The organism is Streptomyces sp. NPDC004721 (assembly GCF_053601495.1).
In genome coordinates this window covers 1-23,941 of record NZ_JBSGBZ010000049.1, presented here as the reverse complement: position 1 = coordinate 23,941, position 23,941 = coordinate 1, and the positions used below count along the sequence as shown (strand labels likewise).

Here is a 23,941-nt window from a genome sequence, read left to right as displayed (position 1 = left end):
TGCCGGGTTTGTGGCTCTTTGGGGGTTACCGTGCCCGCATGCAGAGGAACACTCCGTCACGGAGAACGAGCCGACTCACACGCCGGGGCCGTGTGGTCCTGGTCCTGACCGGGGCCGTCCTGGCCGGCACCGCCGTGGCGGTGCCGCTGCTGACGCTCCGCCACGACGTCCTGGCAGGACCCCGCACGCTGGTGATCCCCGAGGGCTGGCGGTCCGGCCAGATCTACGCCGCCATCGACAAGGCCCTCGCCCTGGCCCCCGGCACCGCGAAGCAGTCGCTCGCCGACGCCCAGCTGAACCTGCCGAACGCCGCCGAGGGCAACCCGGAGGGCTACCTCTTCCCGGCGACGTATCCCATCGACGACAAGACCACTCCGCAGTCCCTGCTGACCGACATGGTCGAGACTGCGAACAAGAGGTTCGCCGCGGCCCCGGTCGCCGCCGGCCCGGAGCGCAACTCCATGAACCTGTACCAGGCGATCACGATCGCGAGCATCGTCCAGGCCGAGGCCGCCTCGAAGGCCGACATGAGCAAGGTGGCCCGGGTCGTCTTCAACCGGCTGGAGCACGGCATGCCGCTTCAGATGGACTCGACCCTCAACTACGCCCTCAACCGCAGCACGGTCCGCATGAGCATGGAGGACACCCGGCTGGACAGCCCCTACAACTCCTACCAGCGCATGGGGCTGCCGCCGACGCCCATCGACAGCCCGGGCGAGGAGGCCATGCGGGCCGTGACCAACCCGGCGCAGGGCGACTGGCTGTACTTCGTCACCGTCAAGCCGGGCGACACGCGCTTCACCGCCGACTACAGCGAGCACCAGCGCAATGTGGCGGAGTTCAACGCCCACCTGAAAGGCAGCAGTTCGCAGCCCGCGAAGTGAGCCGTGCGCGGCCGCGGCGGTCCAGGAAGTGTCCGTCCGCGGCGGCCCGCGCCGGTTGTGCCGCGGCTGCTCACACCGTCACGCCGCGGCGGCCGGCTCCTCCTCCAGCAGGCGCCTGATGTCCCGGACGGCCGCGCGTCCGGCCCGGTTGGCGCCGATCGTGCTGGCCGAAGGGCCGTAGCCGACCAGGTGGATCCGGGGATCGGCGACCGCCCGGGTGCCGTCCACACGGATGCCGCCGCCCGGTTCGCGTAGCCCGAGCGGCGTCAGATGGCGCAGCGAGGGCCGGAACCCGGTCGCCCAGAGGATGACGTCGGCCGCCACGTGCCGTCCGTCCGCCCACAGGACCCCGTCCGGGGTGATCCGGTCGAACATCGGCTGCCGGTCCAGGACCCCGTCCTCCAGCCCCTGCCGGATGGCGTCGTTCAGCGGAAGTCCCGTCACCGAGACGACACTCCTGGGCGGCAGTCCCTGGCGCACCCGCTCCTCGACCAGCGCCACCGCCGCCCGCCCCGCGTTCTCGTCGAACGGGCCGTCGCGGAAGACCGGCGGCCGTCGTGTCACCCAGGTGGTGGCGGCCGCGTACGGGGCGATCTCCAGCAGATGCTGGGTGCCGGAGGCGCCGCCGCCCACCACGATCACGCGCTGCCCGGTGAACTCCTCGGGCCCGGCGTACTGTGCCGTGTGCAACTGCCGTCCGCGGAAGGTCTCCTGACCCGGGTACCGCGGCAGGAACGGCTGGTCCCAGGTGCCGGTCGCGTTGATCAGCGCTCGTGTCGCCCAGGTGCCGTCGGAGGTCTCCACGAGCAGCCGCCCGCCGGGGCCCTCCGTGACCGCGGTGACCTCCACCGGCCGCCGCACCCGCAGGTCGAAGGCGCGCTCGTAGTCGGCGAAGTACGCGGCGACGACCTCCGACGACGGCCGCGCGGGATCGGCGCCGGTCAGCTCCATCCCCGGCAGCGCGTGCATCCCGTGCACCTTGCCGTACGTCAGCGACGGCCATCGGAACTGCCAGGCACCGCCCGGACCGGCGGGGCGGTCGAGCACGACGAAGTCGCGGTCCGGCTCGAATCCGGTGCGCCGCAGGTGATAGGCGCTGGACAGACCCGCCTGACCAGCGCCCACGACGACCACGTCGACCTCGCGTTTGGTGTTCACGTTCCTCCCAACCGTGCCGCGGGCGCCGATCTTCCCCGGCGATCGAGGAGGATGGGAACCATGTCACGTGCCTTCACCACCCGAGTGCTGAACGTGGCCTCCGGTTCCCGGGAGACGGTCGTCGACCTGACCCGTGACTGCGAGGCCTTCCTCCAGGAGACCGCAGCCGGCCGGGACGGTCTGCTGAACCTGTTCGTGCCGCACGCCACCGCCGGCATCGCGATCATCGAGACCGGCGCAGGCAGCGACGACGACCTGCTCGCCGCCCTGCACACCCTGCTGCCCGCCGACGACCGCTGGCAGCACCGCCACGGCAGCCCCGGCCACGGCCGCGACCACGTGCTGCCCGCCATCGTGCCGCCGCACGCGACCATCCCGGTCCTCGGCGGCCGGCTGGAACTGGGCACATGGCAGTCGGTGTGCCTGGTGGACACGAACCGGGATAATCCGAACAGGAAGGTTCGCCTGTCGTTCCTGGGCTGAGGCGGCGCATTGCGGCGACTGCAGCCCGCATGCCCAGCCGCTCCAAGCGAGCGAACAACTCGACACCGAGGGAGTCCGGGCCCGTCTTTCGCAGAAGCAAATCGGGATAATCCGAGCCGAGCGGTGCGATTGGCCTTACGGTATGGGTAAGAGTAGTGCGAATGTGCGTACCGTGCTAAACTTACGGTAGTTGCAGTTGTGGTTCCCGAAACTTCAAGTGCCTTGTCGGTCGTATGCCGTCGGGCATTTTTGTATCTCCGGTGCTTATCCGGACGGGGTTCATTGTGGCAACGCAGGGGTTCACACGGTGTGGGCCCGCGGGCACTGCCCCCAAGGAGATATGACATGGCTACTGGCACCGTCAAGTGGTTCAACGCGGAAAAGGGCTTCGGCTTCATCGAGCAGGACGGCGGCGGCCCGGACGTCTTCGCCCACTACTCGAACATCGCCACCCAGGGCTACCGTGAGCTCCAGGAAGGCCAGAAGGTGAACTTCGACATCACGCAGGGCCAGAAGGGTCCGCAGGCGGAGAACATCACTCCCGCCTGACGTCGAAGCGTATGAGATAGCTGGGGCCCCGCCTTGCGGTGGGGTCCCAGCTTACTGTTTTTTGAATTCCGGTGGAATTCTTTTAGTCTCACATTCGGCTCGTTCTTGCAATTCATCCGGCTCATTCCTGTCGGGAATTCCTCGATGCGCGCCCTGTCGAGGAGAGGTTCTCCATGAGCCGTTCAGCTCGCACGAATGACCGTTTCCGCCCACACGATCAGAGGCGCTCCGGTGCCGGCCCAGGCGATACCGGGCGCCGCCCCTCCGCACCACAGGGGGAGTTCGCGCTGCCCGTCACCGTGACCCCGGCCCTGCCCGCGGTCGCGACCTTCGGTGAACTGGACATGCCCGTCGAGTTGCTGAAGATGCTCACCAGTCTCGGCCTCAACGAGCCGTTCCCGATCCAGGCCGCCACGTTGCCGAACTCCCTCGCAGGGCGCGACGTCCTGGGCCGCGGCCGCACCGGATCGGGCAAGACGCTCGCCTTCGGCCTGGCGCTCCTCGTGCGCACGAGTGGGCAGCGTGCCGAGGCGCGGAAGCCGCTGGCCCTGATCCTCGTCCCCACGCGCGAGTTGGCCCAGCAGGTCACCGACGTGCTCGCCCCGTACGCCCGGTTGCTGAAGTTGCGACTGGCCACTGTGGTCGGCGGCCTGTCGATCGGCAGGCAGGCCGGCGCACTGCGTGCCGGGGCCGAGGTGGTCGTCGCGACTCCTGGCCGCCTCGCGGATCTCGTCGAGCGCAAGGACTGCCGCCTGGACCGGGTGAACATCACCGTCCTGGACGAGGCCGACCAGATGGCGGACATGGGTTTCATGCCGCAGGTCACCGAACTGCTGGACCAGGTATGTCCCGACGGCCAGCGCATGCTGTTCTCGGCCACGCTGGACCGCAACATCGACCTCCTGGTCCGTCGTTACCTCCATGACCCGGTCGTCCATTCGGTCGACCCGTCGGCGGGCGCGGTCACCACGATGGAGCATCACGTGCTGCACGTGCACGGCGCCGACAAGTTCGCCACCGCCACCGAAATCGCTGCCCGCGAAGGGCGCGTAATCATGTTCCTGGACACCAAGCACGCCGTCGATCAGTTCACCAAGCACCTGCTGAGCAGCGGCGTCAAGGCCGCGGCGCTGCACGGTGGCAAGTCGCAGCCCCAGCGCACCCACACCCTGGCACGGTTCAAGACCGGCGACGTCACGGCGCTGGTGGCCACCAACGTCGCGGCTCGGGGCATTCACGTCGACAACCTCGACCTCGTCGTCAACGTCGACCCGCCCAACGACCACAAGGATTACCTGCACCGCGGCGGCCGAACTGCCCGCGCCGGCGAGTCCGGCAGTGTCGTCACGCTGGTCCTCCCCAGCCAGCGCCGGGACATGGCCCGTCTCATGTCCGACGCAGGCATCAGGCCGCAGATCACGCAGGTCCGCTCTGGCGAGGCCGAGCTGAGCCGCATCACCGGCGCCCAGGCTCCCTCTGGTGTCCCCGTCGCCGGCAGCGGGCCGGTCGCGGAGCGCCCGAAGCGCGGCGGAGCCCCTTTCCGCGGTCTGGGCACCCGCCCGGGGCGGGCCGGCGGCGGCGAGTCTCGCCGGTCTGCTGAGGCCCGCCAGATCGCCGAGGCCCGCAAGGCCGCCCGGGTCCGTCGTGGCGCATAGGCCGGCATGCGTGCCCTCGTACGCTGTGTGCGTGACTCAGGCCGGCTTGCGCCAGAACCGGCCGCCGGGCGTCAGGTGACGTGCGGCGTTGCGGAAGCATTCGACCTGCTCGTCCTGGGTGAGCAGGTTCGTGATCGTGTTGCAGACGAGGCAGACGAGGGTGAACTCGCCGGGGACGGTGGTCGTGGCCATGTCCCCGGCGGTGACCGGGAGCTTGCCCTCGTCGATGTTGCGCCGCAGGACCGCCGCCATGTGGTCGGACAGTTCGACCGCACGGGCCCTGTACGGCCTTTGACGTCGGCGGACGTGATCGGCTTGAGGGCCCAGCCGTCCTCGGCGTGCTGGTCGCCCGAACCGCTCGCCACCTGACCTTCTTCGGCGGTGCCGGTACCGCGCAAAGCCGAGATGACCAGGCGTCGCGTCAGCGCTGCGCCGGCACGTCCCAGCGGACGCGCAGAGCCGGGGGCTTCCGGAAGACCAGGCCTCTGGACGCGGTGGGCGAGGCCGGGTCGAGCCGCAGTCCGGGGAGACGGTCGAGGAGTGCGAGGAGGCAGGCGCGGGTTTCCAGGCGGGCAAGGTGGGCGCCCAGACAGAAGTGCGGGCCGTGCGCGAAGGCCAGCTGAAGGCGGGAGTTGCCCCGTCGCAGGTCGAAACCGTCGGGGTCCTGGAAGACCTCGGGGTCCCGGTTCGCGCCGGCGAGCGAGACGACCACCAGATCACCGCGCCGCACATCGGCACCGCCGATCGTCACGTCGGCGGTTGCGTAGCGGTCCACGACCGCCGCGGCGGGTTCCAGGCGGAGCGATTCCTCGATCGCCGCGTCGACCAGGTCCGGATCGGCACGCACGAGGGCGAGTTGACCAGGGTGTGCCAGCAAGTGCAGTACGGCGTTGGCGATCATGCCCTCGGTGGTCTCGATGCCGCCGAACATCAGCACGGCGGCGTTGGCGACCACCTCCGGCAGCTTCAGGCGCTTGCTCTCGGCCGCCGCGACCAGCAGTGACGCGTCGCCTCCTGCCGCGACCGTCGCCTCGACGCTTCCTCGCAGCTGGTCGAACGCCGCCGCCCCGGCAGGGTTCGCCGACAGCCCGGCGGTGATGTCGGAGACCGCGCTCACGATGGCGTCATACCAGGACAGCACCGCCCCGGCGTCCGCGCCGACCAAGCCCAGCGACTCGGCAACGACGGAGACGGCCAGAGGCCCGGCCACCTCCCGGCGCAGTTCGGCGCTGCCACGCGGCCGGATGCCTTCCACGAGCCGGGCGGCTTCCTGTTCCACGAACCCGGTGAACCGGGCGTGTACATCTTGCGTGCGGAACGGGTCGATGAAGGGGGCACGGTGCCGCTTGTGCTCGGCGCCCTCCACGGAGAGCATGCTCGGACCGACCACCTGGGCGGTGGAGAAGCGGGGGTCGTCCACCGTGAAGGTCGCCGCGTCGCGCATCACGCGCAGTGCGAGATCACGCCGGGTCACCAGCCAGCCGCCCAGCACGGGGAGCCACGAAACCGGTTCGCGGGCGCGCAGCAAGGCCAGCCGGGGGTGGGGGTCGTCCTCCAGCTCCGTGAGCGTGGTCGCGGAGCCGAGCGGAAACCGGCGCGCTGTCACCATAGAAGCTCCCCCTGTTCCCGTTCCTGTAATTCCCGCCTCCGTGGAGCCCAATCAGAGCGTATGCGTCTCCGGCGGTGTGCTGAGCTGGTCCCACACCGTGGGTGACTCGCCCCCTGCGGTCCTCGGATGGTTCCGGCGCCCCGCATCGCCGCCGTCCCTGCCCGGTGTGCTGCCGCAGTCGGCACCAGGGCCGCAGGGGGCCGGCAGCCGCCCGTTGTCAGTGGCCCCTGCCAGGATGGCGGCGTATTCCACAGAACGGGAGCAGCAGCGCATGGTCGAGTAGGTAGCCCGCCGCATGGCCGAACAGACTGGCAGGTCACCCCCACCTCGCGTCGCTCGACCTGAACACCACCGCCCCGGCCGACCTCACGCCGCTGCGCAGCGCCCCCAACCTGCACGGACTCGACCTCTCCGGCGCCGAGACGGCCGACCTGGCCGTCCTCGCCGACCTCGCGAACCTGCGCTACCTCGCGCTGGGCCGGCAGCAGTGGACCACGCTGCTCGACCACGGCAGGGTCCCTCCCGCGCCGGCCGCCGTCCGCCTCGCCGGAGACGACGTCACCTTCGACGACGCCCTCGCCCTGGCCTCTCGTGTCGGCCTGGACACCGGCGACGCGCTCCGCGTCGCCGGCAGCCTCTGAGCGGTTACGGGAGGCAGGACCAGGAAAGCGAGGCAGGGGGTTCTCAAGCCGGCTTGCGCCACACGGAGATGTGCTTCGGGGAGTCCTGGGTGAACGGTGACCCGTCCCAGTCGGCGATGCGCCGTTCCAGCTCGAGCCCCGCGATCCGCGCCATCAGGTCGAGTTCCGCCGGCCACGCGTACCGGTGCCGGGAGTCCGCGCGGCGGTAGCGGCCGTCCTCACCATCACGGCTGAAGTGGTGCGAGACGAGGATCTGCTCGACGAGGTCGAAGGTGTCGAAGCCGAGGTGCCGGTCGGAGACGTCGAACGGCACCGCGATCTGCCCGGGCGGCAGGAACCGCAGCGGCGGCACGCCCAGCTCGATGACGAACCGGCCGCCGGGCGACAGATGGCGCGCGGCGTTGCGGAAGCATTCGACCTGCTCGTCCTGGGTGAGCAGGTTCGTGATCGTGTTGTAGACGAGGTAGACCAGGGTGAACTCGCCGGGGACGGTGGTCGTGGCCATGTCCCCGAGAGCGACCGGGAGCGTGTCCTCGTCGATCTTGCGCCGCAGGACCGCCGCCATGTGCTCGGACAGTTCGATGCCCACCACGGGCACGCCGCGTTCCCGCAGCGGGACACCGATGCGTCCGGTCCCGATGGCGAACTCCAACGCCCGGCCGTCACCGGCGAGTTCGCAGAGGAAGTCGAGAGTCGGCCCGAGGAAGGCGGTTGAGGACCTCTCGGCCTCCCCGGCGTCGTAGCGTTCGGCGGTTTCGCGGCTCCACAGTTCGCTGCTCGTCACGGGCGGCCACTCTGCCGGGCGGGTCGGGACGCTGTCCACGCATTTTCCCGCCACCGCCCGTCGGCAGGTCAGTGGCCAGGGGGTTACTCCGAGTCCTGCTCGGCGCGCTCGGCGGCGCGCTGCTTCAGGCGTGCCGTCTCCTTGCGCACCTCGGCCTGCGTGGCGCGCTCCTTCTCCAGCCACTCGGGCTGCTCCTGCTTCAGCGCCTCGATCTGCTCGGTGGTCAGGGCCTCGGTGACCCCGCCGCGCGCGAGACCGGAGATGGAGACACCCAGCTTGGCCGCGACCACCGGACGCGGGTGGGGGCCGTCGCGTCGCAGGTCCCGCAGCCACTCGGGCGGATCGGCCTGGAGCTCGTTGAGCTCGGCACGCGAGATGACGCCCTCCTGGAACTCGGTGGGCGTGGCGGGGAGGTACACACCCAGCTTCTTCGCCGCGGTGGCGGGCTTCATCGTCTGGGCGGTCTGGTGCGACTTCATGGTGTCCAGACTATCGACCGCGGACGAGGAGGCCGACCACGCCGGGTAACCTGGCGGCGTGACCGGCTCGGATGCATCTGCCTCGTTCCGGCTCGCGTACGTCCCCGGGGCGACGCCCGCCAAGTGGGTGCGCATCTGGAACGAGCGCCTGCCGGACGTCCCCCTCGACCTCGTCCAGGTCCCGGCCGCCGAAGTGGCCGAGGCGCTGCGCGGTGGCGCTGCGGACGCGGGGATCGTACGCCTGCCGGTGGACCGTACATACTTCAGCGCGATCCCGCTCTACACCGAGACCACGGTGGTGATCGTCCCCAAGGACCATCTGGTGACCGCCGTGGACGAGGTGTCCGTGGCGGACCTGGCCGACGAGGTCGTCCTCCACCCGCTCGACGACGTCCTCGGCTGGGACCGGCCGCCCGGCGAGGAGGCCTTCGAGCGGCCCGCCACCACGGGGGACGCCGTGGAGCTGGTGGCGGCCGGAGTGGGGCTGCTCGTCGTCCCTCAGTCGCTGGCCCGCCTCCACCATCGCAGGGACCTCACCTACCGGCCGGTCACCGACGCCCCGCAGTCGAGCATCGCGCTGTGCTGGCCGGAGGAGGCACACACCGACCTGGTGGAGCACTTCATCGGGATCGTCCGCGGCCGGACCGTCAACAGCAGCCGGGGCCGCGCCCAGGCCCGGCCCGAGGAGCAGTCCCGGGGCAAGGACCGGCGTGCCGAGGCGGCGGACACCCGCCGCAAGCCCGCTGCCGGAGGAAAGACCGGTGGAAAGCCGGGCGGAAAGACAAGCGGCAAGGCGGACGGCCGTACGGGCCAGGCGTCGGGCCGCTCCGGCCGGGCGACCGGCCGTGCGGGCGGGCCCGCGGCCCGCAACCGGCGGGGCGGCTCCGGCGGCTCGGGCGGTGGCAGGAGCGGCGGACGGGGCAGGCCGGGCCGCGGGGCGTAGCCGCCCCGCGTCACTTCCGCGCGCCGCGGCCGATCGACTCCACCAGCGGCAGCAGCCGGTACGGAACACGCTCGCGCAACGCCACCTCGGTGCGGGTGCGAACCACGCCCGGCAGGCTGATGAGCTTCTGGATCACATCCTCCAGATGGGCGTTGTCGCGCGCCACGACACGGGTGAGCAGGTCGCCTCCGCCGGTGATCGAGAACGCCTCGACGATCTCCGGTACGGCGGCCAGCGCGTCCCCGACGTCGTCCAGGTGCCCCTGGGTGACCTCGATGTGCACGAACGCCAGTACCGGGTGGCCGAGCGCGACGGGGGACAGGGCGGGGCCCGTGCCGGTGATCACGCCGTCCCGTTCGAGACGGTCGAGGCGGGCCTGGAGAGTGCCCCGCGCGACACCGAGAATGCGGGCGCACTCGCGCACGCTGGTGCGCGGCTGCTCCAGAAGCAGCCGCAGAATGCGGGTGTCGAGTTCGTCCACGGCCATGGCGACGCGGGTCTCCTCCCAGGTCGGCGATCGATACTGACTGTACCAATGGCTCACTGGAACGCCGATCGGATGGGCCAGGTCCTGTAGTCCATTGGCTCTCTGCCAGCACGTCGACGAGATGTCCGAATGTGCCAATGGACCAGTGCTGCCGGGTTCGCTTGAGCCAGCGGCGCCGGTGATGCTCTCATGGACACGTCGATGGCGCTGCGGATCCCCGCGGCGCCTTTCTCATGCCGGTGTCGCGCCGGCGTTCCAGGTGTCTTCCACGGGGGGCGGTAAGCAGTGCTGAAGCGGGTGTTCGTGGCTCCGGACCCGGGCCGGACGCGGCTGCGTTTCGCCGCCAGGGCCGTGCTCGGCATCGGCCTGGCGGTCGCCGTCTGCGGGGCGGCGGGACACTCCCTTCCGGGCGCCGTCACCGGCGGGCTCGCCGCGCTGCTCGCCCTGTTCACCGTCATGGACCCCACGGTGCGCGGACAACTCGTCACCACCGTGCTGCTGCCGGTCGCCGGACTGCCCGTGCTGGCCGTCGCGGCCGGGCTGCACGACCACCCCGTGGCACGCGGCCTCGCCTTCCTCGCCGTGGTCGGCGCGGGCGTGTACGCGCGCCGCTGGGGGCCGCGCGGCCACAGTCTCGGTGTGTTCGCGTTCATGACCTTCTTCGTGGCGCAGTTCCTGCACACCACGACAGGCCAGCTGGCCGAGGTGTCCGCCGCCGTCCTGCTGTCCGTGCTCACCGCGGCGGTGGTGCGCTTCGGGGTGTGGTGCTACGAACGCCGGCTGCCTGCCGCCGCCGCTCCCGCCGTCCTGGGCGGCGGACTGGACCGGGTGACCACCCGGCAGGCCGTGCAGGCGACGGCTGGCGCCGGCTTCGCCCTCGTCGTGGGGCAGATGGTGTCCGGCGAGCGCTGGTACTGGGCCGTCGGCGCCACCTGGTGGGTGTTCGTGAACACGGCCTCGCGCGGCGAGACCCTGGTCCGCGGCTTCCGCCGGGTCCTCGGCACGGTCCTCGGTATCGGTCTGGCCGCCCTGGTCGTCGTCCCGCTGCACGGGGCCGCGCTCCCCACCGCCGTCCTGGTCGCCGTCTGCGTCTTCGGCATCTTCTACACGGCCGCGGTGTCCTACACCTGGATGATGCTCTGGGTCACGCTGCTCGCCACGGCGCTCTACGGCCTTCTCGGCGTCCTTGTTCCTGGGGTTCCTGGGGTTCCCGGGGTGCCCGGGCTGCTCGCCCTGCGGCTCGAGGAGACGGCCGTCGGCGCGCTCGGCGCCTGGCTGGCCGTGCTGTTCGTGCTGCCCGTCACCACCCACGCCGTCACGGACGCCTGGATCCAGCGGGCCCTGCGCTGTGTCCACGCGTGCACGGCCGAGGCATCGGCCCGGCTGGCCGGTGCCGCCGGCGCCGACACGGCGCCCCGCGTGGCCGAACTCGAACAGCTCCTCGGCCGGGTACGGCTCTCCGTGGCCCCGCTCGTGCACCCGCTGAACCCGATGCGCGGCCGCAAGCGGCGTGCCCGCCAGGTGCTCGCCCTGCTCGACGACTGCGCCCGCGAGATCCGCGGCCTCGTCGCCGTCGCCGCCGACCCGGAGGCCTCCCACGACGAGCGGCTGGCCGCCGCGTGCCACCGCGTGGAGCTCGCGGTGGAAGCCCTCATCGACGACGGCGCCGCCCCGCGGGTCGCCCCCGCCCACCCCCGGCCGACAGCCGCGGAAGGCGCCCTCACCCACCTCCACGCCCTGGAACACGCCTTGGCGGAACTGGCCGCGCCCTTGCGGGCGCCGTCGGGTTCGCCGCTGGTCGGTGCGTGACGCCGACGGCACGTCGCGAGCCACGCCTCAACTTGGTCTAGACCTAGACGGGGTGACTGCTACCGTCGCTCGGACGGGACGACCGAGAGGGGACCAGTGGTGGCACACGGCGGCAGGCGGCGGGCGTTCATCGGGTCGTTCACGGCGGCGGGAGGGCCCGGGGTCGTCACCGCGGCGGTGTCCGAGGAGGGCGGGGCGCTGACCGTGCTCAGCGGCGTCGACGGCGTCCTCGACCCCTCGTACCTGGCCCTGTCCCGCGACGGCGGCACGCTCTACGCGGTGAGCGAGACGGTCGAGGGCGCCGTGGCGGCCTACCGCGTGAAGGGCGAGACGGTCGAGCTGACCGGCCCGCCGGTGGGCGTCGGCGGCAGCGGCCCCACCCACCTGAGCCTGCTCGACGGGCATGTCCTGACGGCCAACTACGGTTCCGGCAGCGTCAGCGCCGTTCCCGTCCACGCCGACGGGCGCCTCGCCCCGGCCGCCTCGGACGTGCTGCGGCACACCGGCTCGGGCCCGCACGAGCGCCGCCAGCGCGGTCCGCACGCCCACCAGGTCCAGCCGGACCCGAGCGGCCACTGGGCCGTCAGCGTGGACCTCGGCACCGACTCGGTCCGGGTGTGCACGCTGACGGACGGGCGGCTTGCCGTGCACCGGGAGATCGCGTTGCGGCCCGGCTCCGGGCCCCGCCACCTGGCGTTCCACCCGGACGGCGCGTACGCCTACGTGGTCAACGAACTCACGCCCACCGTCACGGTCTGCCGCTGGGACGCCGCCGAGGGCTCACTCAAGCCTCTGACCGAGAACCCGGTCCTGCCCGACGCCCCGGCCGGTGACGCCTACCCCTCGGGGATCGCGGTCGCGCCGGACGGCCGGTTCCTGTGGACCGCGACGCGCGGCGAGGACGTCCTGTCCGTGTTCGCGGTGGAGGGGGAAGGGGAGCGGCTGCGGCTGGTCGGGAGCGTGCCGTGCGGCGGCCACTGGCCCCGGGCGCTGACCCTGTCCGACGGCTTCCTGTACGTCGCCAACGAGCGCTCCGGGGACGTCACCTGGTTCGCCGTGGACGAGGCGACGGGGCTGCCCGCGCGGGCCGGCGCGGTCGAGGTGGCGGCGGCGTCCTGCGTGGTCTTCGGCTGAACGCGCGCACGGGCGCCCGGGCGCCCCCGGCGGCACGAACGAGACGAACGACACGAACGACCCTGATGGTCCGGTCGGCAGCACGGTCGGCATGGCGAAGGGCCCGCTCCTCGGCTGGTGAGGAGCGGGCCGTGGTCGTACGGGGTGGGGCTGCGGGCGTCAGCGGGCCGGCGCGCTCTGCGGCTGCTGCGGGGCGATGCCCAGGGCCGTCGTGTAGCTGGCCAGGGCGAGCTTGCCGATCGCCGGGTACGGGCCGAGGGCGTCGGCGGCGGCACAGCCTGCCTCCTCGGCGGCGGCCTGGATCAGCTCCGCTTCGATCTCCGGGCCGATCAGGTACGGCGCCAGGGCGAGCTGCTGGGAGCCGGCGGACCGCAGCTGCTCGGCGACGGAGGCGATCGAGCCGTCCTGGTCGAGAGCGGCCGCCATCACCGGCACGGCGAGGCGGGCGGCGAGCAGCATGCCGGTGATCCCGGCCGCCTGCACGGCCTCCTCGCCGCCCACCGAGGCCAGGATGATCCCGTCCGCCGCGGTGGCCACGGTGAACAGGCGGGCGCGGTCGGCACGGGCCAGGCCCGCCTCCGACAGCCGGACGTGCAGTGCCTCGGCGAGCAGCGGGTGCGGGCCGAGCACATCGGTCAGCTCGGCGGCGACCCGGCTGTCCATGACGGCCTGGCGGATCCGGCGCAGCAGCGCGTTGTCCGGACCGGCCAGCAGGGGCACCACGACCGCGACCGGGCCGTCGGGCTCCTTGACGTCCGCGCCGGCGGCGACAGCCTGCTCGTAGCGGGTGGTCCGCTCCTCGGCCGCACGGGTGAGGACGGACTGCACGGTCGGGTGGTCCGCGTCGTCCCCGTCGAGGTAGCCGATCCGGGCGTCGAGTCCGGGCAGCTCGGAGCGGGCGATGCTCACGACCTCCTCGGCGAGGCTCCGCGTGGCGTCGCCAGGGGTGCCCGGAACCGCGAGGACGAGAGCGGGCGCGCCCTCGGGCGCCGCCAGCGGTTCGGGCCGGCGGTGCCGTCCGGGCTGGCGGGGGCGCGGCATTCGTACTGGTAGGCCGGGCGCGGGCCCAGTGGGGGAGCTCATGGCGCCGCATGTTACTGGCTTCCGGGGCTCCCCTGTTCGGGGAGGGTGCAGGTGAGCGGTATCCGTCCGGTTTTGTCTGATGAGTTACGTACGGATACCAAGCGCCGGTGTGGCCCCATCGGACCGGATGGGGACAACTCGGTCGGTCCATCGGCGTACTTGTCCGGCAGATGCGGATGTGGGGGATCAATCCCTTTGTGGGGGTGGTACGTACAGCAACTTCTCATCACCCGGCAGGGCGAGGACGTCTCTGGCCAGGTCGGTCGCGATGCGCACGCAGCCGTGCAGCGGATCGCCCTCGGCGCGCACCCGCCGTGCGTGCGGGAGCCGCTCGCAGAGTTCTTTCTCCAGCGGTACGAGGAGGGGATCGCCCAGCTTGAACAGGCCGCCGGTGAGGGCGAGCAGCGGCTCTCCCGCGGGCGGGCAGACGGCCGCGGCGGACTCGGTCATGTGCCGGGCCGCCGCGCGCAGCACACCGGCCGCGACCGGGTCGTCGGCCGCGCAGGCGGCCACCTCGGGTGCGAAGGAGGCCAGGACGGCGGCGCGGTCGGAGCGCGGGTAGAGCTTGCCGGGCAGTTCCGGCATCGGTCCGAACGCCTCCTCGGCGCGGGCCAGCAGCCGCGCCGAGCCGCCGTCCCGACCGTCGTGGGCGCGCAGCGCGGCTTCCAGGCCCGCTCGTCCGATCCAGGCTCCGCTGCCGCAGTCGCCGAGCAGATGCCCCCAGCCGTCCGCGCGCCGCCAGCCCGTGAGGTCGGTGCCGATCGCGATCAGGCCGGTCCCGGCGGCGACGACGGCGCCGGGGCGGGGGCCCAGGGCGCCGGTGTAGGCGGTGACCGCGTCGGCGGCCAGCGCGACCCGGCGCACGCCCAGGTGCCGTGCCAGCGCGCCGGGCAGTTCGGCGCGCAGCGCGTCGCCCAGGGTGGCGAGCCCGGCTGCCCCCAGTACGGCGGTCTCCAGCCGCCCCACTCCGGCCTCGGCGGCCAACGCCCGGGCCATGGGAACGAGTTGGTCCATGAGATGTCCGGGGTCGATGCCCCGCGCGCCGGTGCGCACCGGCTCACCGGACTCCCCTCGCGCCAGCGGCCCGCGCCCGGGCACACCGACGACGGCCCGGAGCCCGGAGCCGCCCGAGTCCACGGCGAGGAATCCGGCCGTACCGGCCTGTGCGTCCCCGGTCACGGCAGCACCCCGCCCCCGACGGTGTCCCCCGACGTGGGGGAGGGGGACGAGGAGGCGCGGCGCCCGCGAGGGAGCGGCTCGGTCACTGGACGCACCGGGCTCCCTCCCCCTGACAGCCGGCTGCGTGATCCGCCCGACCGGCTCGATGACTTTGGTGAGGAGGAAGACTAGCGCCGCGGAGGCTCCCCCGCAGCGGCCGGTCCGTGGGCACGGGTTGTCGGTGTGGGCCGCTAGAGTGACGCGGCGTGGCACCACGACCGTTGCATGAACTAGTAGAGGCCGGCTGGGCGAAGGCCCTGGAACCGGTGGCCGGGCGTATCGCGGGCATGGGTGACTTCCTGCGCGCCGAAGTCGCGGCCGGCCGGACGTATCTCCCGGCGGGAGCGAACGTCCTGCGGGCGTTCCAGCAACCCTTCGACGACGTGAGGGTCCTGATCGTCGGTCAGGACCCCTATCCGACGCCGGGAATGGCGATCGGCCTGAGTTTCGCGGTCTCGCCGCAGGTGCGGTCGCTGCCGGGCAGCCTGGAGAACATCTACCGCGAGATGAACTCGGATCTGGGCCTGCCCAGGCCCTCCAACGGTGATCTGACCCCGTGGACCCAGCAGGGCGTACTGCTGCTCAACAGGGCGCTCACCACGGCCCCGCGCAAGCCGGGCGCCCACCGCGGCAAGGGCTGGGAGGAGGTCACCGAGCAGGCCATCCGTGCCCTCGTCGCGCGGGAACGGCCGCTGGTGTCGATCCTGTGGGGGCGGGACGCGCGCAACCTGCGCCCCCTGCTCGGCGAGTACCCGGCGATCGAGTCGGCGCACCCTTCGCCGATGTCCGCCGACCGGGGCTTCTTCGGCTCCCGCCCGTTCAGCCGGACCAACGATCTCCTCCAGCGGCAGGGGGCCGAGCCGGTGGACTGGCGACTGCCCTAGGTCTTGGCCGCCGCCGACGGGTGAGTAGCCCGGCCGTGGTCAACGGACCGGCCTGGAAAGGCCAGTTCGCGGCCGCGGGTCGGGCCGGCTGACAAGCATGGCCGCCGGCAAGGAAGTTGATCTTGCCAACGGTGCCGTGTGCGATGCTCTCCCCATGACTGATCGAGGCGACTGGGAAAGCAGACTGCAGACCGATCGACCCCACTCTGCCCGCGTGTGGAACTACCTGCTCGGCGGCAAGGACCACTACCCGGTGGACAGCGAGACCGGCGCCGTGATCCTGCGGATGTTCCCCGAGATCGCGGCCATCGCACGTCAGCAACGGAGCTTCCTGGCACGGGCGGTGCGGTACCTGGCAGGCGAGGCCGGGATCCGCCAGTTCCTCGACGTCGGCACCGGGCTGCCCACCGCGAACAACACGCACGAGGTCGCCCAGAGCATCGCGCCCGACAGCAGGATCGTCTACGTCGACAACGACCCCATCGTCCTCGTCCACGCCGACGCGTTGCTGCGCGGCACGCCCGAGGGCGAGTGCGCCTACCTCGACGCCGATGTGCGCGATCCACGGAAGATCCTCACCCAGGCGGCTCAGACACTGGACTTCGACCAGCCCATCGGCCTGATCCTGCTCGGCATCATCGGGCAGGTCCCGGACGAGGAGGAGCCCGAGCGGATCGTGGCCGAGCTGATCGACGCCCTGCCCCGCGGCAGCCACGTGGCCTTCAGCGACGGCACGGACACCAGCGACAAGCTCAACTCGGCCATCACGGCCTACAACGCGCAGTCCGCCAACTCGTACCACCTGCGCTCGCCCGAGCACATCGGGCGCTTGCTGCGGGGGCTGAGTCTGGTCGAGCCGGGCCTGGTCAGGTCCGCCGACTGGCGTCCGGACCCTGATACCGAGGACATCACCCGCGATCAGGGCCACGCCGTCGCGGCGGTGGGCCTGAAGGAGTAGGAGCCCCTCTCAACCGATGACCGCCGCGCGCACGCAGAGCACGTCGGGCAGGTGCGAGGCCAGTTGCCGCCAGCTGTCGCCGTCGTCCGCCGACGCGTACACCTCCCCGTTGCGATTGCCGAAGTAGACGCCGGCCGGGTCCGCGTCGTCGGTGCACAGCGCGTCCCGCAGCACCGTGCCGTAATGGTCCTCCGAGGGCAGGCCGGCCGCGAGCGGCTCCCAGCTCCGGCCCGCGTCCTCGGTGCGGAACACACGGCAGCGGCGGTCGGCGGGCACCCGGTCCGCGTCCGCGGTGATCGGGAAGACGTACGCGGTGTCGCCGCGGTGCGGATGGGCGGCCGCGGCGAAGCCGAACGTCGACGGCAGACCCTCGCCGATGTCCGTCCAGCGCGCGCCCCCGTCGTCGCTGCGGTAGACGCCCCAGTGGTTCTGCAGGTACAGCCGGTCGAGGTTCTCCGCGTCCTGCGCGACCTTGTGCACGCACTGGCCGAACTCCGGGTTCGGATCCGGCAGGAACACGGCGGACACCCCGGAGTTGGCCGGCGTCCAGCTCACTCCGCCGTCGGCCGTGCGGAACACCCCTGCGGTGGACACGGCGACCGTGACCTTCCGCGGATCGCGCCGGTCCGTCACCACGGTGTGCAGGCCCTCACCGCCGCCGCCCGGCACCCACTTCGACCGGGTGGGGTGCTCCCACAGCGGGCGGACCAGCTCGAAGCTCTCGCCGCGGTCCTCCGAGCGGTACAGCGCGGCCGGTTCCGTGCCCGCGTAGACCACGTCGGGCTCGGCGGCGGCCGGGTGCAGTTGCCACACCCGCTCCAGCGAGGCGCCGGTGTCCTTGGGGAACTTCACGGCGGGGCGGGCCGGCTCGGTCCAGGTGCGGCCCAGGTCGTCGGAGTGGAACACCGAGGGGCCCCAGTGCGCGCTGTCCCCGCCGGCCAGCAGCCGAGGGACGGAGCCGCGGACGTCGATGGCGACCGAGTACACGGCCTGGGCGTTGAAGTGGGGACTGTCGTCGAACTCCCAGACGCCGCCCCGTCGCCGCCCGATGAACAAGCCTTTGCGCGTGCCCACGGCGAGCAGTACTTCGGTCATGCCGATCACCTCCGCGAGGTCTTTGTCCGAACCTCTTTGTCACGGACACCGGCCAGTGTGCACCCCACCACTGACAGTCCTCTCCGCATCGGCGTCGTCGCAGGTCACAGCGGCATGGCTGGGAGCCGGCGCCCGTTCGCGCCCGCTGCGGGAGCCGGGGACGGCCGGGCCTCGGCACTCATGGGAGGGCCGGGGCGGGGAACCCGGCGTGAGCATCGGGGAGCCCTCCGCCGTATGGGAGGGCGGTCCGGCAGGTCCGTGCGCTCGTGAGGAGGATGCCGTCGATGGCGTTCCGTGGTCCGAAGGTGTGGCTGTGGCGGTGGCGCCGCAATCCGCTCAAACGCCGCGCCGACGTGGTGGAGGCCTGGGTCGTGCTCGGCATCTGGGTGCTCGGTGTCCTCGCCGGGGTGCTCGCCGGATGGACGGCGGCCCGGGGCGCGGAACAGGCCATGGCCCTGGAACCCCTCGCGCGGACGCCCACGGTCGCGCGGGTGACCGAGCGGGTGCCCGGCTCGTCCGCCGGGACCGGCGGGGCTCCCGGCACCGCCCTCCGGGTGTGGGGAAAGGTGCGCTGGACCACCCCGGACGGCACCGCGCGCAGCGGCTGGGCCCGGGTATGGCCCGGCAGCGCCGCCGGCACCCCGGTCACCGTGTGGACCGACTCCCGGGGCCGGCTGGTGACCGGACCGGCCACGCCCGCCCAGGCGCGCACGCGGGCCGTGATGTCCGGCGGCCTGGTGGGAGTGGGCGCCGCCGCCGTCCCCTTCGTCACCGGCCGCGCCCTGCGCGCCTGCCTGGAACGCCGTCGCCTGGACCAGTGGGACACCGAGTGGGCCCGCTTCGGCCCGCTGTGGAGCCGCAAGGCCTGGTGACCGCCCCCGGGGTGGCGTGCTGGTGCCTGGATACGCCCGGCACGGCCCTAACCCGGAAGTGACCGTTCCAGAATGGCGTCGACGTCCGCGTTGTCCGGCAGCGTGCCGAAGGAGTGGCCCCAGTCGCCGCCCAGCCGGGTTACGCAGAAGGCGTCGGCGACAGCGGACGGGGCGTGCCGCACGAGCAGGGAGGCCTGCAAGGTCAGGGCCATGAGCTCGACCAGGCGGCGGGCGCCGGCCGGAGACGCCTCGCCCAGACCCGCCCGGAGCCGGGTCACGGCAGCGTCCAGGCGGGCGTCGGCACCGCGGGCCAGGTCGAGTTCGGCGAACAGCGCCTCCGCGGTGCCGGGCTCCCGGCCGAGCGCCCGCAGGACGTCCAGGGTGTTGACGTTCCCCGAGCCCTCCCAGATCGACAGCAGCGGCGCCTCCCGGTAGTGCCGGGGCATCCCGGACTCCTCGACGTAGCCGTTGCCGCCCAGGCACTCCAGGGCCTCCGCCGTGAAGGCGGGCCCCCGCTTGGTGACCCAGAACTTGCCGACCGCGGTCGCGATCCTCCGGAACGCGGCCTCGTCACCCCCGCCGCCCGCGCGTACCGTCCGGTCGGCCGCACCGGCCAGCCGCAGCGTGAGCGTCGTCGCGGCCTCGGACTCCAGCGCCAGGTCGGCCAGCACGTTCCGCATCAGCGGCTGGTCGATGAGCAGCGCGCCGAAGGCGCCGCGGTGCCGCACGTGGTGGCCCGCCTCGACGAGTGTCTTGCGCATGAGCGCCGCCGACATCATCACGCAGTCCAGGCGCGTGCAGTTGACCATCTCGATGATCGTCTTGACGCCCCGCCCCTCGGGCCCGACCAGCCAGGCCACCGTCCCGTCGAACTCCGGCTCGGAGGAGGCGTTCGACCGGTTGCCCAGCTTGTCCTTGAGCCGCTGGATGCGGAAGGTGTTGCGGCTGCCGTCGGGCAGGACACGCGGCACCAGGAAGCAGGACAGCCCGCCCGGAGCCTGGGCGAGCACCAGGAAGACGTCGCACATGGGCGCCGAGGTGAACCATTTGTGCCCGCGCAGGGTGTACACCCCGGGCTCCGCGGTCGGCGTGGCCGTCGTGGTGTTCGTCCGTACGTCCGAGCCGCCCTGCTTCTCGGTCATCCCCATACCCGCCAGCAGGCCCTGCTTCTCGGCCGGCACCCGCAGCCCGGGCTCGTACACCCGGGCGGCCAGCAGCGGTTCGTACACCGCGGCCAGTTCCGGCTGGGCGCGCAGGGCGGGTACGGCGGCGTACGTCATCGACGTCGGGCAGCCGTGCCCGGCGTCCGTGTGCCCCCACACCAGGCCGCCTGCGCTGCGGGCCACGTGCGCGCCGGGCCGCTCGTCCGCCCAGGGGGCGCCGGCCAGGCCCTCGGCGACCGCCGTCCTCATCAGATGGTGCCAGGCGGGGTGGAACTCGACCTCGTCGATCCGGTTGCCGTAGCGGTCGTGGGTGCGCAGTTCCGGCTCGTGCCGGTTGGCCTGGTCGGCCCACTCCTGTGCCTGAACGCTCCCGGCCAGCGTCCCGAGCCGCCGTACGTCCTCCTCGGCCCAGCCCGCGCCCTCCCGGCGCAACCCCTCCAGCAGCGCCGCGTCGTCGGACGCGTCGTAGGGCGCCAGGGGAGGGGCCTGGTTGGTGACGGCGTGCGCGGCGTCCTGCCCGTGCGGCCCGGACCGCGGTTCGAGCGGCGCCTCTCCGTCCGGACGCACCGCCGGTCCCTGCCGCACCTGCCGTGCCCACTGTGCCTGTCGTTCCTGCTGCTCGTGCGCGAGTGTCGAGGCCATGGCATCCATGTTGCACTGTTGCTACGGCCGCAGCAACAGTGCAACATGCCGGGGTGTCCGTACAGTACGTGACCATGAACGCCTCCCAGGAGCCCGCCGGGGCCGGGCTGCGCCCGCTGTCCGCGCGATCGGTCGTCCTGAGCCTGCTGCTGGGCACGCACCCGCCCGAACTGCCGGTGAAGGACCTCGTAAGGGCGGTCGAACCCTTCGGGATCGGCGGATCCACCCTGCGCGCGGCCCTGAGCCGGATGGTGGCCGCCGGAGACCTGCGACGCTCCGACACCGTTTACGGCCTCAGCGACCGGCTGCTGGAGCGCCAGCGGCGCCAGGACGCGGCCGTGCACCCCGAGACGTGCCCCTGGGACGGGGAGTGGGAGATGGTCGTCGTGACGGCGACCGGCCGCGAGCCCGCCGAACGCGCCGAGCTGCGCGCCCGGTTGACGGCTCTCCGGCTCGCCGAACTCCGCGAGGGCGTCTGGCTGCGCCCCGCCAATCTGCGCCGCCCCTGGCCGGGCGGACTGTCCCCGGTGGTCCGGCGTTTCACCGCCCGGCCCGAAGAGCCCGCCGCCGACCTGGCCGCGCGCCTGTGGCCGGTCGACGACTGGGCGGCGACCGCCCGCACGCTGCTCGATCTTGTCGCGCGCACGGACCGGCCCGCCGACCGCTTCACCGCCCTCGCGGCCGTCGTACGGCACCTGCTGGCCGACCCCGTGCTGCCGGCACCCCTGCTGCCCGCGCACTGGCCGGGCCCGGCGCTGCGCACCGTGTACACCGACTGCCGGCGGGAGTTGACCGAGGAGATGCTCGGACGCGCGAGGCGGTGAGCGTAGGGCGGTCGCGCGCGGCGCCCTCGGGCAGGCCGTGCGCGACCGCGCGCTCACCGCGCTCACCGCGTCGGCATCACTTTTGACGTGCTCCCTGGCCTAAAGTCCAGGGATTCCGGCCTGGGTCGTCTGACCCTTCCGGGGGCTTCCTGCTTCAACGCGCTGTGCCGGGACTTTCGTCCTGGTCTTACCGGCGCTCCACGAGGCGTTTAGCGTCTCCGCCCGTCCGGCGGCGACGATTCGGCGTCCTTCGAAGAGGACGTTGCGGGCTGCGTTGTGGTCGCGGTCGTGCAGGGTGCCGCACTCGCCGCACGTCCACTGCCGGACGTGCAGGGGCTTGGGGCCGTCCCGGAAGCCGCAGGCCGAACAGACCTGAGAGGACGGGAAGGCGCGATCCACCTTGGCGAAGGTGCGGCCGTGCTTGACCGCCTTGTACTCCAGCATGCCGACGAACGCGGACCATCCCGCGTCGTGCACGGACTTGGCGAGCCGGGTACGGCCGAGACCGGACACCGCGAGGTCTTCCACGTACACCGCTTGGTTGTCGCGAATGATCTGCGTGGATGCCTTGTGGTGCCAGTCCCGGCGCCGGTCTGCGACCTTGGCGTGCTGGCGTGCGACCTTGATGCGGGCCTTGGCCCGGTTCTTCGATCCCTTGGTTTTGCGGGACAGGTCCCGCTGGAGGCGCTTGAGTTTCTTTTCCGCCCGGCGCAGGAAGCGGGGGCTGTCGATCTTCCGGCCGTCGGACAGGACGGCGAAGGCGGACAGACCGAGGTCAATACCGGACTCCGTCTCCAACTCGGGGAGGATGTCCGGCTCGGTGTCCACGACGAAGCTGAGGAAGTACCGGCCGCCGCTGTCTTTGGTGACGGTCAGGGACGTGGGCGCGGCCGGCAGCCGGCGAGACCATTTGACCTTGAGATGGCCGACCTTGGCCAGGTACACCGTGCCGTTCTCCTGGAGGGAGAAGGCGTTGGTGTTGAGGCGGATCGACTGCCGGGTGTCCTTCTTCGACTTGTACCGGGGCGGCCCCACCGTCCGGCCCCGCCGCCTACCCATGAGGCTGTCGAAGAAGTTCTTGTAGGCCGTGTCCAGGTCCCGCAGAGACTGCTGCAGGACGACCGCCGACACATCGGCTAGCCAGGCACGTTCCTCGGTACGCTTGGCCTGGGTGATGCGCAGCCGGGACAATTCCGCCGACTTCACATACGGCAGTCCCGCCGCGTGCGCTTCCTTCCGGTCACGCAGGCAGTCGTTCCACACCACGCGGGCACACCCGAACGCCCGGCCCAGCGCATGGCGCTGGGTGGCGTCCGGGTAGGCCCGGTAGTTGTAGCGGAGCTGCACAACCCAAGACGCTACTACGACTGGCCTCAGGGATGGGCCGAACGGCTACAGGCGTGGCAGGCATGTTGTCTCGGCGATGCATGTGCATTTGGTCTTTGTGACGAAATACCGGCGCGGGGTGTTCAACGACGAGATGCTGACGCACTGCGAATAGATCATGCGCAAGGTGTGCGAGGACTTCGAAGCGGAACTGAAGGAGTTCAACGGCGAACGTGATCACGTCCACCTGTTGGTGTACTACCCGCCCAAGGCCGCCGTCTCGAAACTGGTCAACAGTCTCAAGGGCGTCTCCGCTCGCCGGATACGGCTGGGGGTACCTCCCGGCCGAAGGCTGGGGGAGAGTTTACCGGCCGGATCAATTGCGCCATCATGCACGGACCCCTGTGGTCACCCTCGCATTTCTCCGCATCATGCGGCGGAGCACCGTTGACGATCGTCCGCCAGTACATCGAACAGCAAAAACGCCCGCTCCAAGGTGCATGTCAGAGCAGCCTTGAAATGCCTTCATCCCCGGCGTGAACGCCGGGGCCTTCTGCAAGGGTCCCGGTAAGTGATGTCGGACGTCGCGTACTTGCAGCTCGCCAGAACGGTGCCCCGGACTTCCCTGAGCGTCCCCGTTTTCCTCGTCTGTGCAGGTCAGCTGGTAGGGGGTGTCCGGGCCATCCTTCACGGGGTTTCACTGTTCTTCCGGACCCATCTGGGACCCATAAGGGCCCCGCTGGCCGGGTGTCCCGGCCCCAGCAGGGCGGGCCTCCAGCTCAGCGCCGGGGGCGAAAGCGCCTCCAGCGCACGGCCGTTGCGACGCAAAGAGGTCTTACCCCGCTGGGGGTCGGGCCTCCGGCCGTCTACGCGGCCACTCTTCCTGGGCCGCTGAGGACAGCCTAGCGGCTCTGGCGCTCGATCGCCTGAGTGCGTTGTGGCAAAGGGAGTCCCTGTTCGATGAGCAGGGGCTTCTTCGTGTGCGGGGCATGATCGCGGCGGGGTAGGGGCAGGCAGCGGACGGCTTGTTGTGGATCGAGGAGGGTGCGATGCCGTCGGTGCTGGGGTTGATGGAACAGCGTGAGGCGCGGGCGAGGCAGGATCTGGAGTCCTGGACGGAGGTTCTGGAGCAGGCTCAGGCGGAGGTGGATGCCGCACGGGAGCGTGTCGAGCGGGCCCGGGTGGGGCGTGAGGAGCTCGTGTCGGTGCTGGCGGAGGAGAGCACGGTGAATACGCCGGTTTCCGTGCTGTCTGGTGGTGA

21 protein-coding genes and 3 pseudogenes are annotated in these 23,941 nt (G+C 71.9%); 13 read left to right on the top strand and 11 right to left on the bottom strand.

From position 1 onward, the window contains the following. Positions 1 to 38: 38 nt before the first annotated feature. Positions 39 to 884 carry an endolytic transglycosylase MltG gene (gene mltG, locus ACWEK3_RS32435; protein WP_453251260.1) on the top strand — a complete coding sequence of 282 codons (846 nt, stop codon included), beginning with the start codon at positions 39 to 41 and terminating at the stop codon, positions 882 to 884. 78 nt (positions 885 to 962) lie between these two features. On the opposite strand, the gene ACWEK3_RS32430 is transcribed toward mltG, so the two are convergent. Then, positions 963 to 2,042: an NAD(P)-binding domain-containing protein gene (locus ACWEK3_RS32430; RefSeq protein WP_384439449.1), complete on the bottom strand. Its 1,080-nt coding sequence runs from the start codon at positions 2,040 to 2,042 to the stop codon at positions 963 to 965. Positions 2,043 to 2,102: 60 nt separating this feature from the next. Between ACWEK3_RS32430 and ACWEK3_RS32425 the strand changes: the two genes are divergently transcribed. The 3 genes from ACWEK3_RS32425 (at position 2,103) to ACWEK3_RS32415 (ending at position 4,729) form a co-directional block, all read left to right on the top strand. Continuing rightward, positions 2,103 to 2,525 (top strand): secondary thiamine-phosphate synthase enzyme YjbQ, encoded by a 423-nt coding sequence (locus ACWEK3_RS32425; protein ID WP_390727145.1) that lies wholly within the window; start codon positions 2,103 to 2,105, stop codon positions 2,523 to 2,525. A 345-nt stretch (positions 2,526 to 2,870) separates the two neighbouring features. Then, the gene (locus ACWEK3_RS32420) at positions 2,871 to 3,074 is read left to right on the top strand and encodes a cold-shock protein (protein WP_311699250.1); all 204 of its coding nucleotides are present in this window, start codon (positions 2,871 to 2,873) and stop codon (positions 3,072 to 3,074) included. A gap of 173 nt (positions 3,075 to 3,247) precedes the next feature. After that, the gene (locus ACWEK3_RS32415) at positions 3,248 to 4,729 is read left to right on the top strand and encodes a DEAD/DEAH box helicase (RefSeq protein WP_453251259.1); all 1,482 of its coding nucleotides are present in this window, start codon (positions 3,248 to 3,250) and stop codon (positions 4,727 to 4,729) included. 54 nt (positions 4,730 to 4,783) lie between these two features. Here the strand turns inward: ACWEK3_RS32415 and ACWEK3_RS32410 are convergent. The 4 genes and pseudogenes from ACWEK3_RS32410 to ACWEK3_RS32395 all read right to left on the bottom strand — a co-directional run. Next, positions 4,784 to 5,056, bottom strand: a pseudogene (locus tag ACWEK3_RS32410) (class I SAM-dependent methyltransferase); the annotation flags it as partial. 94 nt (positions 5,057 to 5,150) lie between these two features. Continuing rightward, positions 5,151 to 6,338 carry a cytochrome P450 gene (locus tag ACWEK3_RS32405; protein WP_450542857.1) on the bottom strand — a complete coding sequence of 396 codons (1,188 nt, stop codon included), beginning with the start codon at positions 6,336 to 6,338 and terminating at the stop codon, positions 5,151 to 5,153. A 684-nt stretch (positions 6,339 to 7,022) separates the two neighbouring features. Next, positions 7,023 to 7,763 carry a class I SAM-dependent DNA methyltransferase gene (locus ACWEK3_RS32400; protein WP_453251258.1) on the bottom strand — a complete coding sequence of 247 codons (741 nt, stop codon included), beginning with the start codon at positions 7,761 to 7,763 and terminating at the stop codon, positions 7,023 to 7,025. A gap of 83 nt (positions 7,764 to 7,846) precedes the next feature. Then, positions 7,847 to 8,242, bottom strand: coding sequence for a DUF5997 family protein (locus ACWEK3_RS32395; protein WP_450542855.1), 396 nt, complete (start codon positions 8,240 to 8,242; stop codon positions 7,847 to 7,849). 58 nt (positions 8,243 to 8,300) lie between these two features. Between ACWEK3_RS32395 and ACWEK3_RS32390 the strand changes: the two genes are divergently transcribed. After that, on the top strand, positions 8,301 to 9,185 hold the full coding sequence (locus tag ACWEK3_RS32390; RefSeq protein WP_450542854.1) for a LysR family substrate-binding domain-containing protein: 885 nt from the start codon (positions 8,301 to 8,303) through the stop codon (positions 9,183 to 9,185). Positions 9,186 to 9,195: 10 nt separating this feature from the next. Here the strand turns inward: ACWEK3_RS32390 and ACWEK3_RS32385 are convergent, their stop codons facing one another. Beyond that, positions 9,196 to 9,672, bottom strand: coding sequence for an Lrp/AsnC family transcriptional regulator (locus ACWEK3_RS32385; protein WP_383062479.1), 477 nt, complete (start codon positions 9,670 to 9,672; stop codon positions 9,196 to 9,198). Between the two features lie 285 nt (positions 9,673 to 9,957). Here ACWEK3_RS32385 and ACWEK3_RS32380 point away from each other — a divergent pair, with 285 nt between their 5' ends. Both ACWEK3_RS32380 and ACWEK3_RS32375 read left to right on the top strand, forming a co-directional pair. Then, a complete protein-coding gene (locus ACWEK3_RS32380) occupies positions 9,958 to 11,481 on the top strand; it encodes an FUSC family protein (RefSeq protein WP_453251257.1) in 1,524 nt (507 codons plus the stop codon). Between the two features lie 99 nt (positions 11,482 to 11,580). Further along, positions 11,581 to 12,615, top strand: a complete 1,035-nt coding sequence (locus ACWEK3_RS32375) for a lactonase family protein (protein WP_453251256.1) — start codon at positions 11,581 to 11,583, stop codon at positions 12,613 to 12,615. Between the two features lie 159 nt (positions 12,616 to 12,774). On the opposite strand, the gene ACWEK3_RS32370 is transcribed toward ACWEK3_RS32375, so the two are convergent. Continuing rightward, the gene (locus tag ACWEK3_RS32370) at positions 12,775 to 13,698 is read right to left on the bottom strand and encodes a sirohydrochlorin chelatase (protein ID WP_450542848.1); all 924 of its coding nucleotides are present in this window, start codon (positions 13,696 to 13,698) and stop codon (positions 12,775 to 12,777) included. Between the two features lie 186 nt (positions 13,699 to 13,884). Continuing rightward, positions 13,885 to 14,877, bottom strand: a complete 993-nt coding sequence (locus ACWEK3_RS32365) for an N-acetylglucosamine kinase (RefSeq protein ID WP_450542846.1) — start codon at positions 14,875 to 14,877, stop codon at positions 13,885 to 13,887. 245 nt (positions 14,878 to 15,122) lie between these two features. On the opposite strand from ACWEK3_RS32365, the gene ACWEK3_RS32360 reads away from it, so the two are divergent. After that, the gene (locus tag ACWEK3_RS32360) at positions 15,123 to 15,800 is read left to right on the top strand and encodes a uracil-DNA glycosylase (RefSeq protein ID WP_450542844.1); all 678 of its coding nucleotides are present in this window, start codon (positions 15,123 to 15,125) and stop codon (positions 15,798 to 15,800) included. A 154-nt stretch (positions 15,801 to 15,954) separates the two neighbouring features. Continuing rightward, positions 15,955 to 16,758, top strand: a complete 804-nt coding sequence (locus tag ACWEK3_RS32355) for an SAM-dependent methyltransferase (protein WP_450542842.1) — start codon at positions 15,955 to 15,957, stop codon at positions 16,756 to 16,758. A gap of 9 nt (positions 16,759 to 16,767) precedes the next feature. Here ACWEK3_RS32355 and ACWEK3_RS32350 read toward each other — a convergent pair whose 3' ends face one another. Next, positions 16,768 to 17,853, bottom strand: coding sequence for a WD40/YVTN/BNR-like repeat-containing protein (locus ACWEK3_RS32350; RefSeq protein ID WP_450542841.1), 1,086 nt, complete (start codon positions 17,851 to 17,853; stop codon positions 16,768 to 16,770). Between the two features lie 284 nt (positions 17,854 to 18,137). Between ACWEK3_RS32350 and ACWEK3_RS32345 the strand changes: the two genes are divergently transcribed. Beyond that, positions 18,138 to 18,725 (top strand): Rv1733c family protein, encoded by a 588-nt coding sequence (locus ACWEK3_RS32345; protein ID WP_453251255.1) that lies wholly within the window; start codon positions 18,138 to 18,140, stop codon positions 18,723 to 18,725. A gap of 47 nt (positions 18,726 to 18,772) precedes the next feature. Here ACWEK3_RS32345 and ACWEK3_RS32340 read toward each other — a convergent pair whose 3' ends face one another. Then, positions 18,773 to 20,530, bottom strand: a complete 1,758-nt coding sequence (locus ACWEK3_RS32340; RefSeq protein ID WP_453251254.1) for an acyl-CoA dehydrogenase family protein — start codon at positions 20,528 to 20,530, stop codon at positions 18,773 to 18,775. 74 nt (positions 20,531 to 20,604) lie between these two features. On the opposite strand from ACWEK3_RS32340, the gene ACWEK3_RS32335 reads away from it, so the two are divergent. After that, positions 20,605 to 21,354, top strand: coding sequence for a PaaX family transcriptional regulator C-terminal domain-containing protein (locus ACWEK3_RS32335; protein WP_450542835.1), 750 nt, complete (start codon positions 20,605 to 20,607; stop codon positions 21,352 to 21,354). Between the two features lie 99 nt (positions 21,355 to 21,453). Here ACWEK3_RS32335 and ACWEK3_RS32330 read toward each other — a convergent pair whose 3' ends face one another. Then, the gene (locus ACWEK3_RS32330) at positions 21,454 to 22,701 is read right to left on the bottom strand and encodes an RNA-guided endonuclease InsQ/TnpB family protein (protein ID WP_453251253.1); all 1,248 of its coding nucleotides are present in this window, start codon (positions 22,699 to 22,701) and stop codon (positions 21,454 to 21,456) included. A gap of 76 nt (positions 22,702 to 22,777) precedes the next feature. Between ACWEK3_RS32330 and tnpA the strand changes: the two are divergent. Both tnpA and ACWEK3_RS32320 read left to right on the top strand, forming a co-directional pair. Then, positions 22,778 to 23,169, top strand: a pseudogene (gene tnpA, locus ACWEK3_RS32325) (IS200/IS605 family transposase); the annotation flags it as partial. 560 nt (positions 23,170 to 23,729) lie between these two features. Next, a pseudogene (locus ACWEK3_RS32320) lies at positions 23,730 to 23,941 on the top strand (hypothetical protein); the annotation flags it as partial.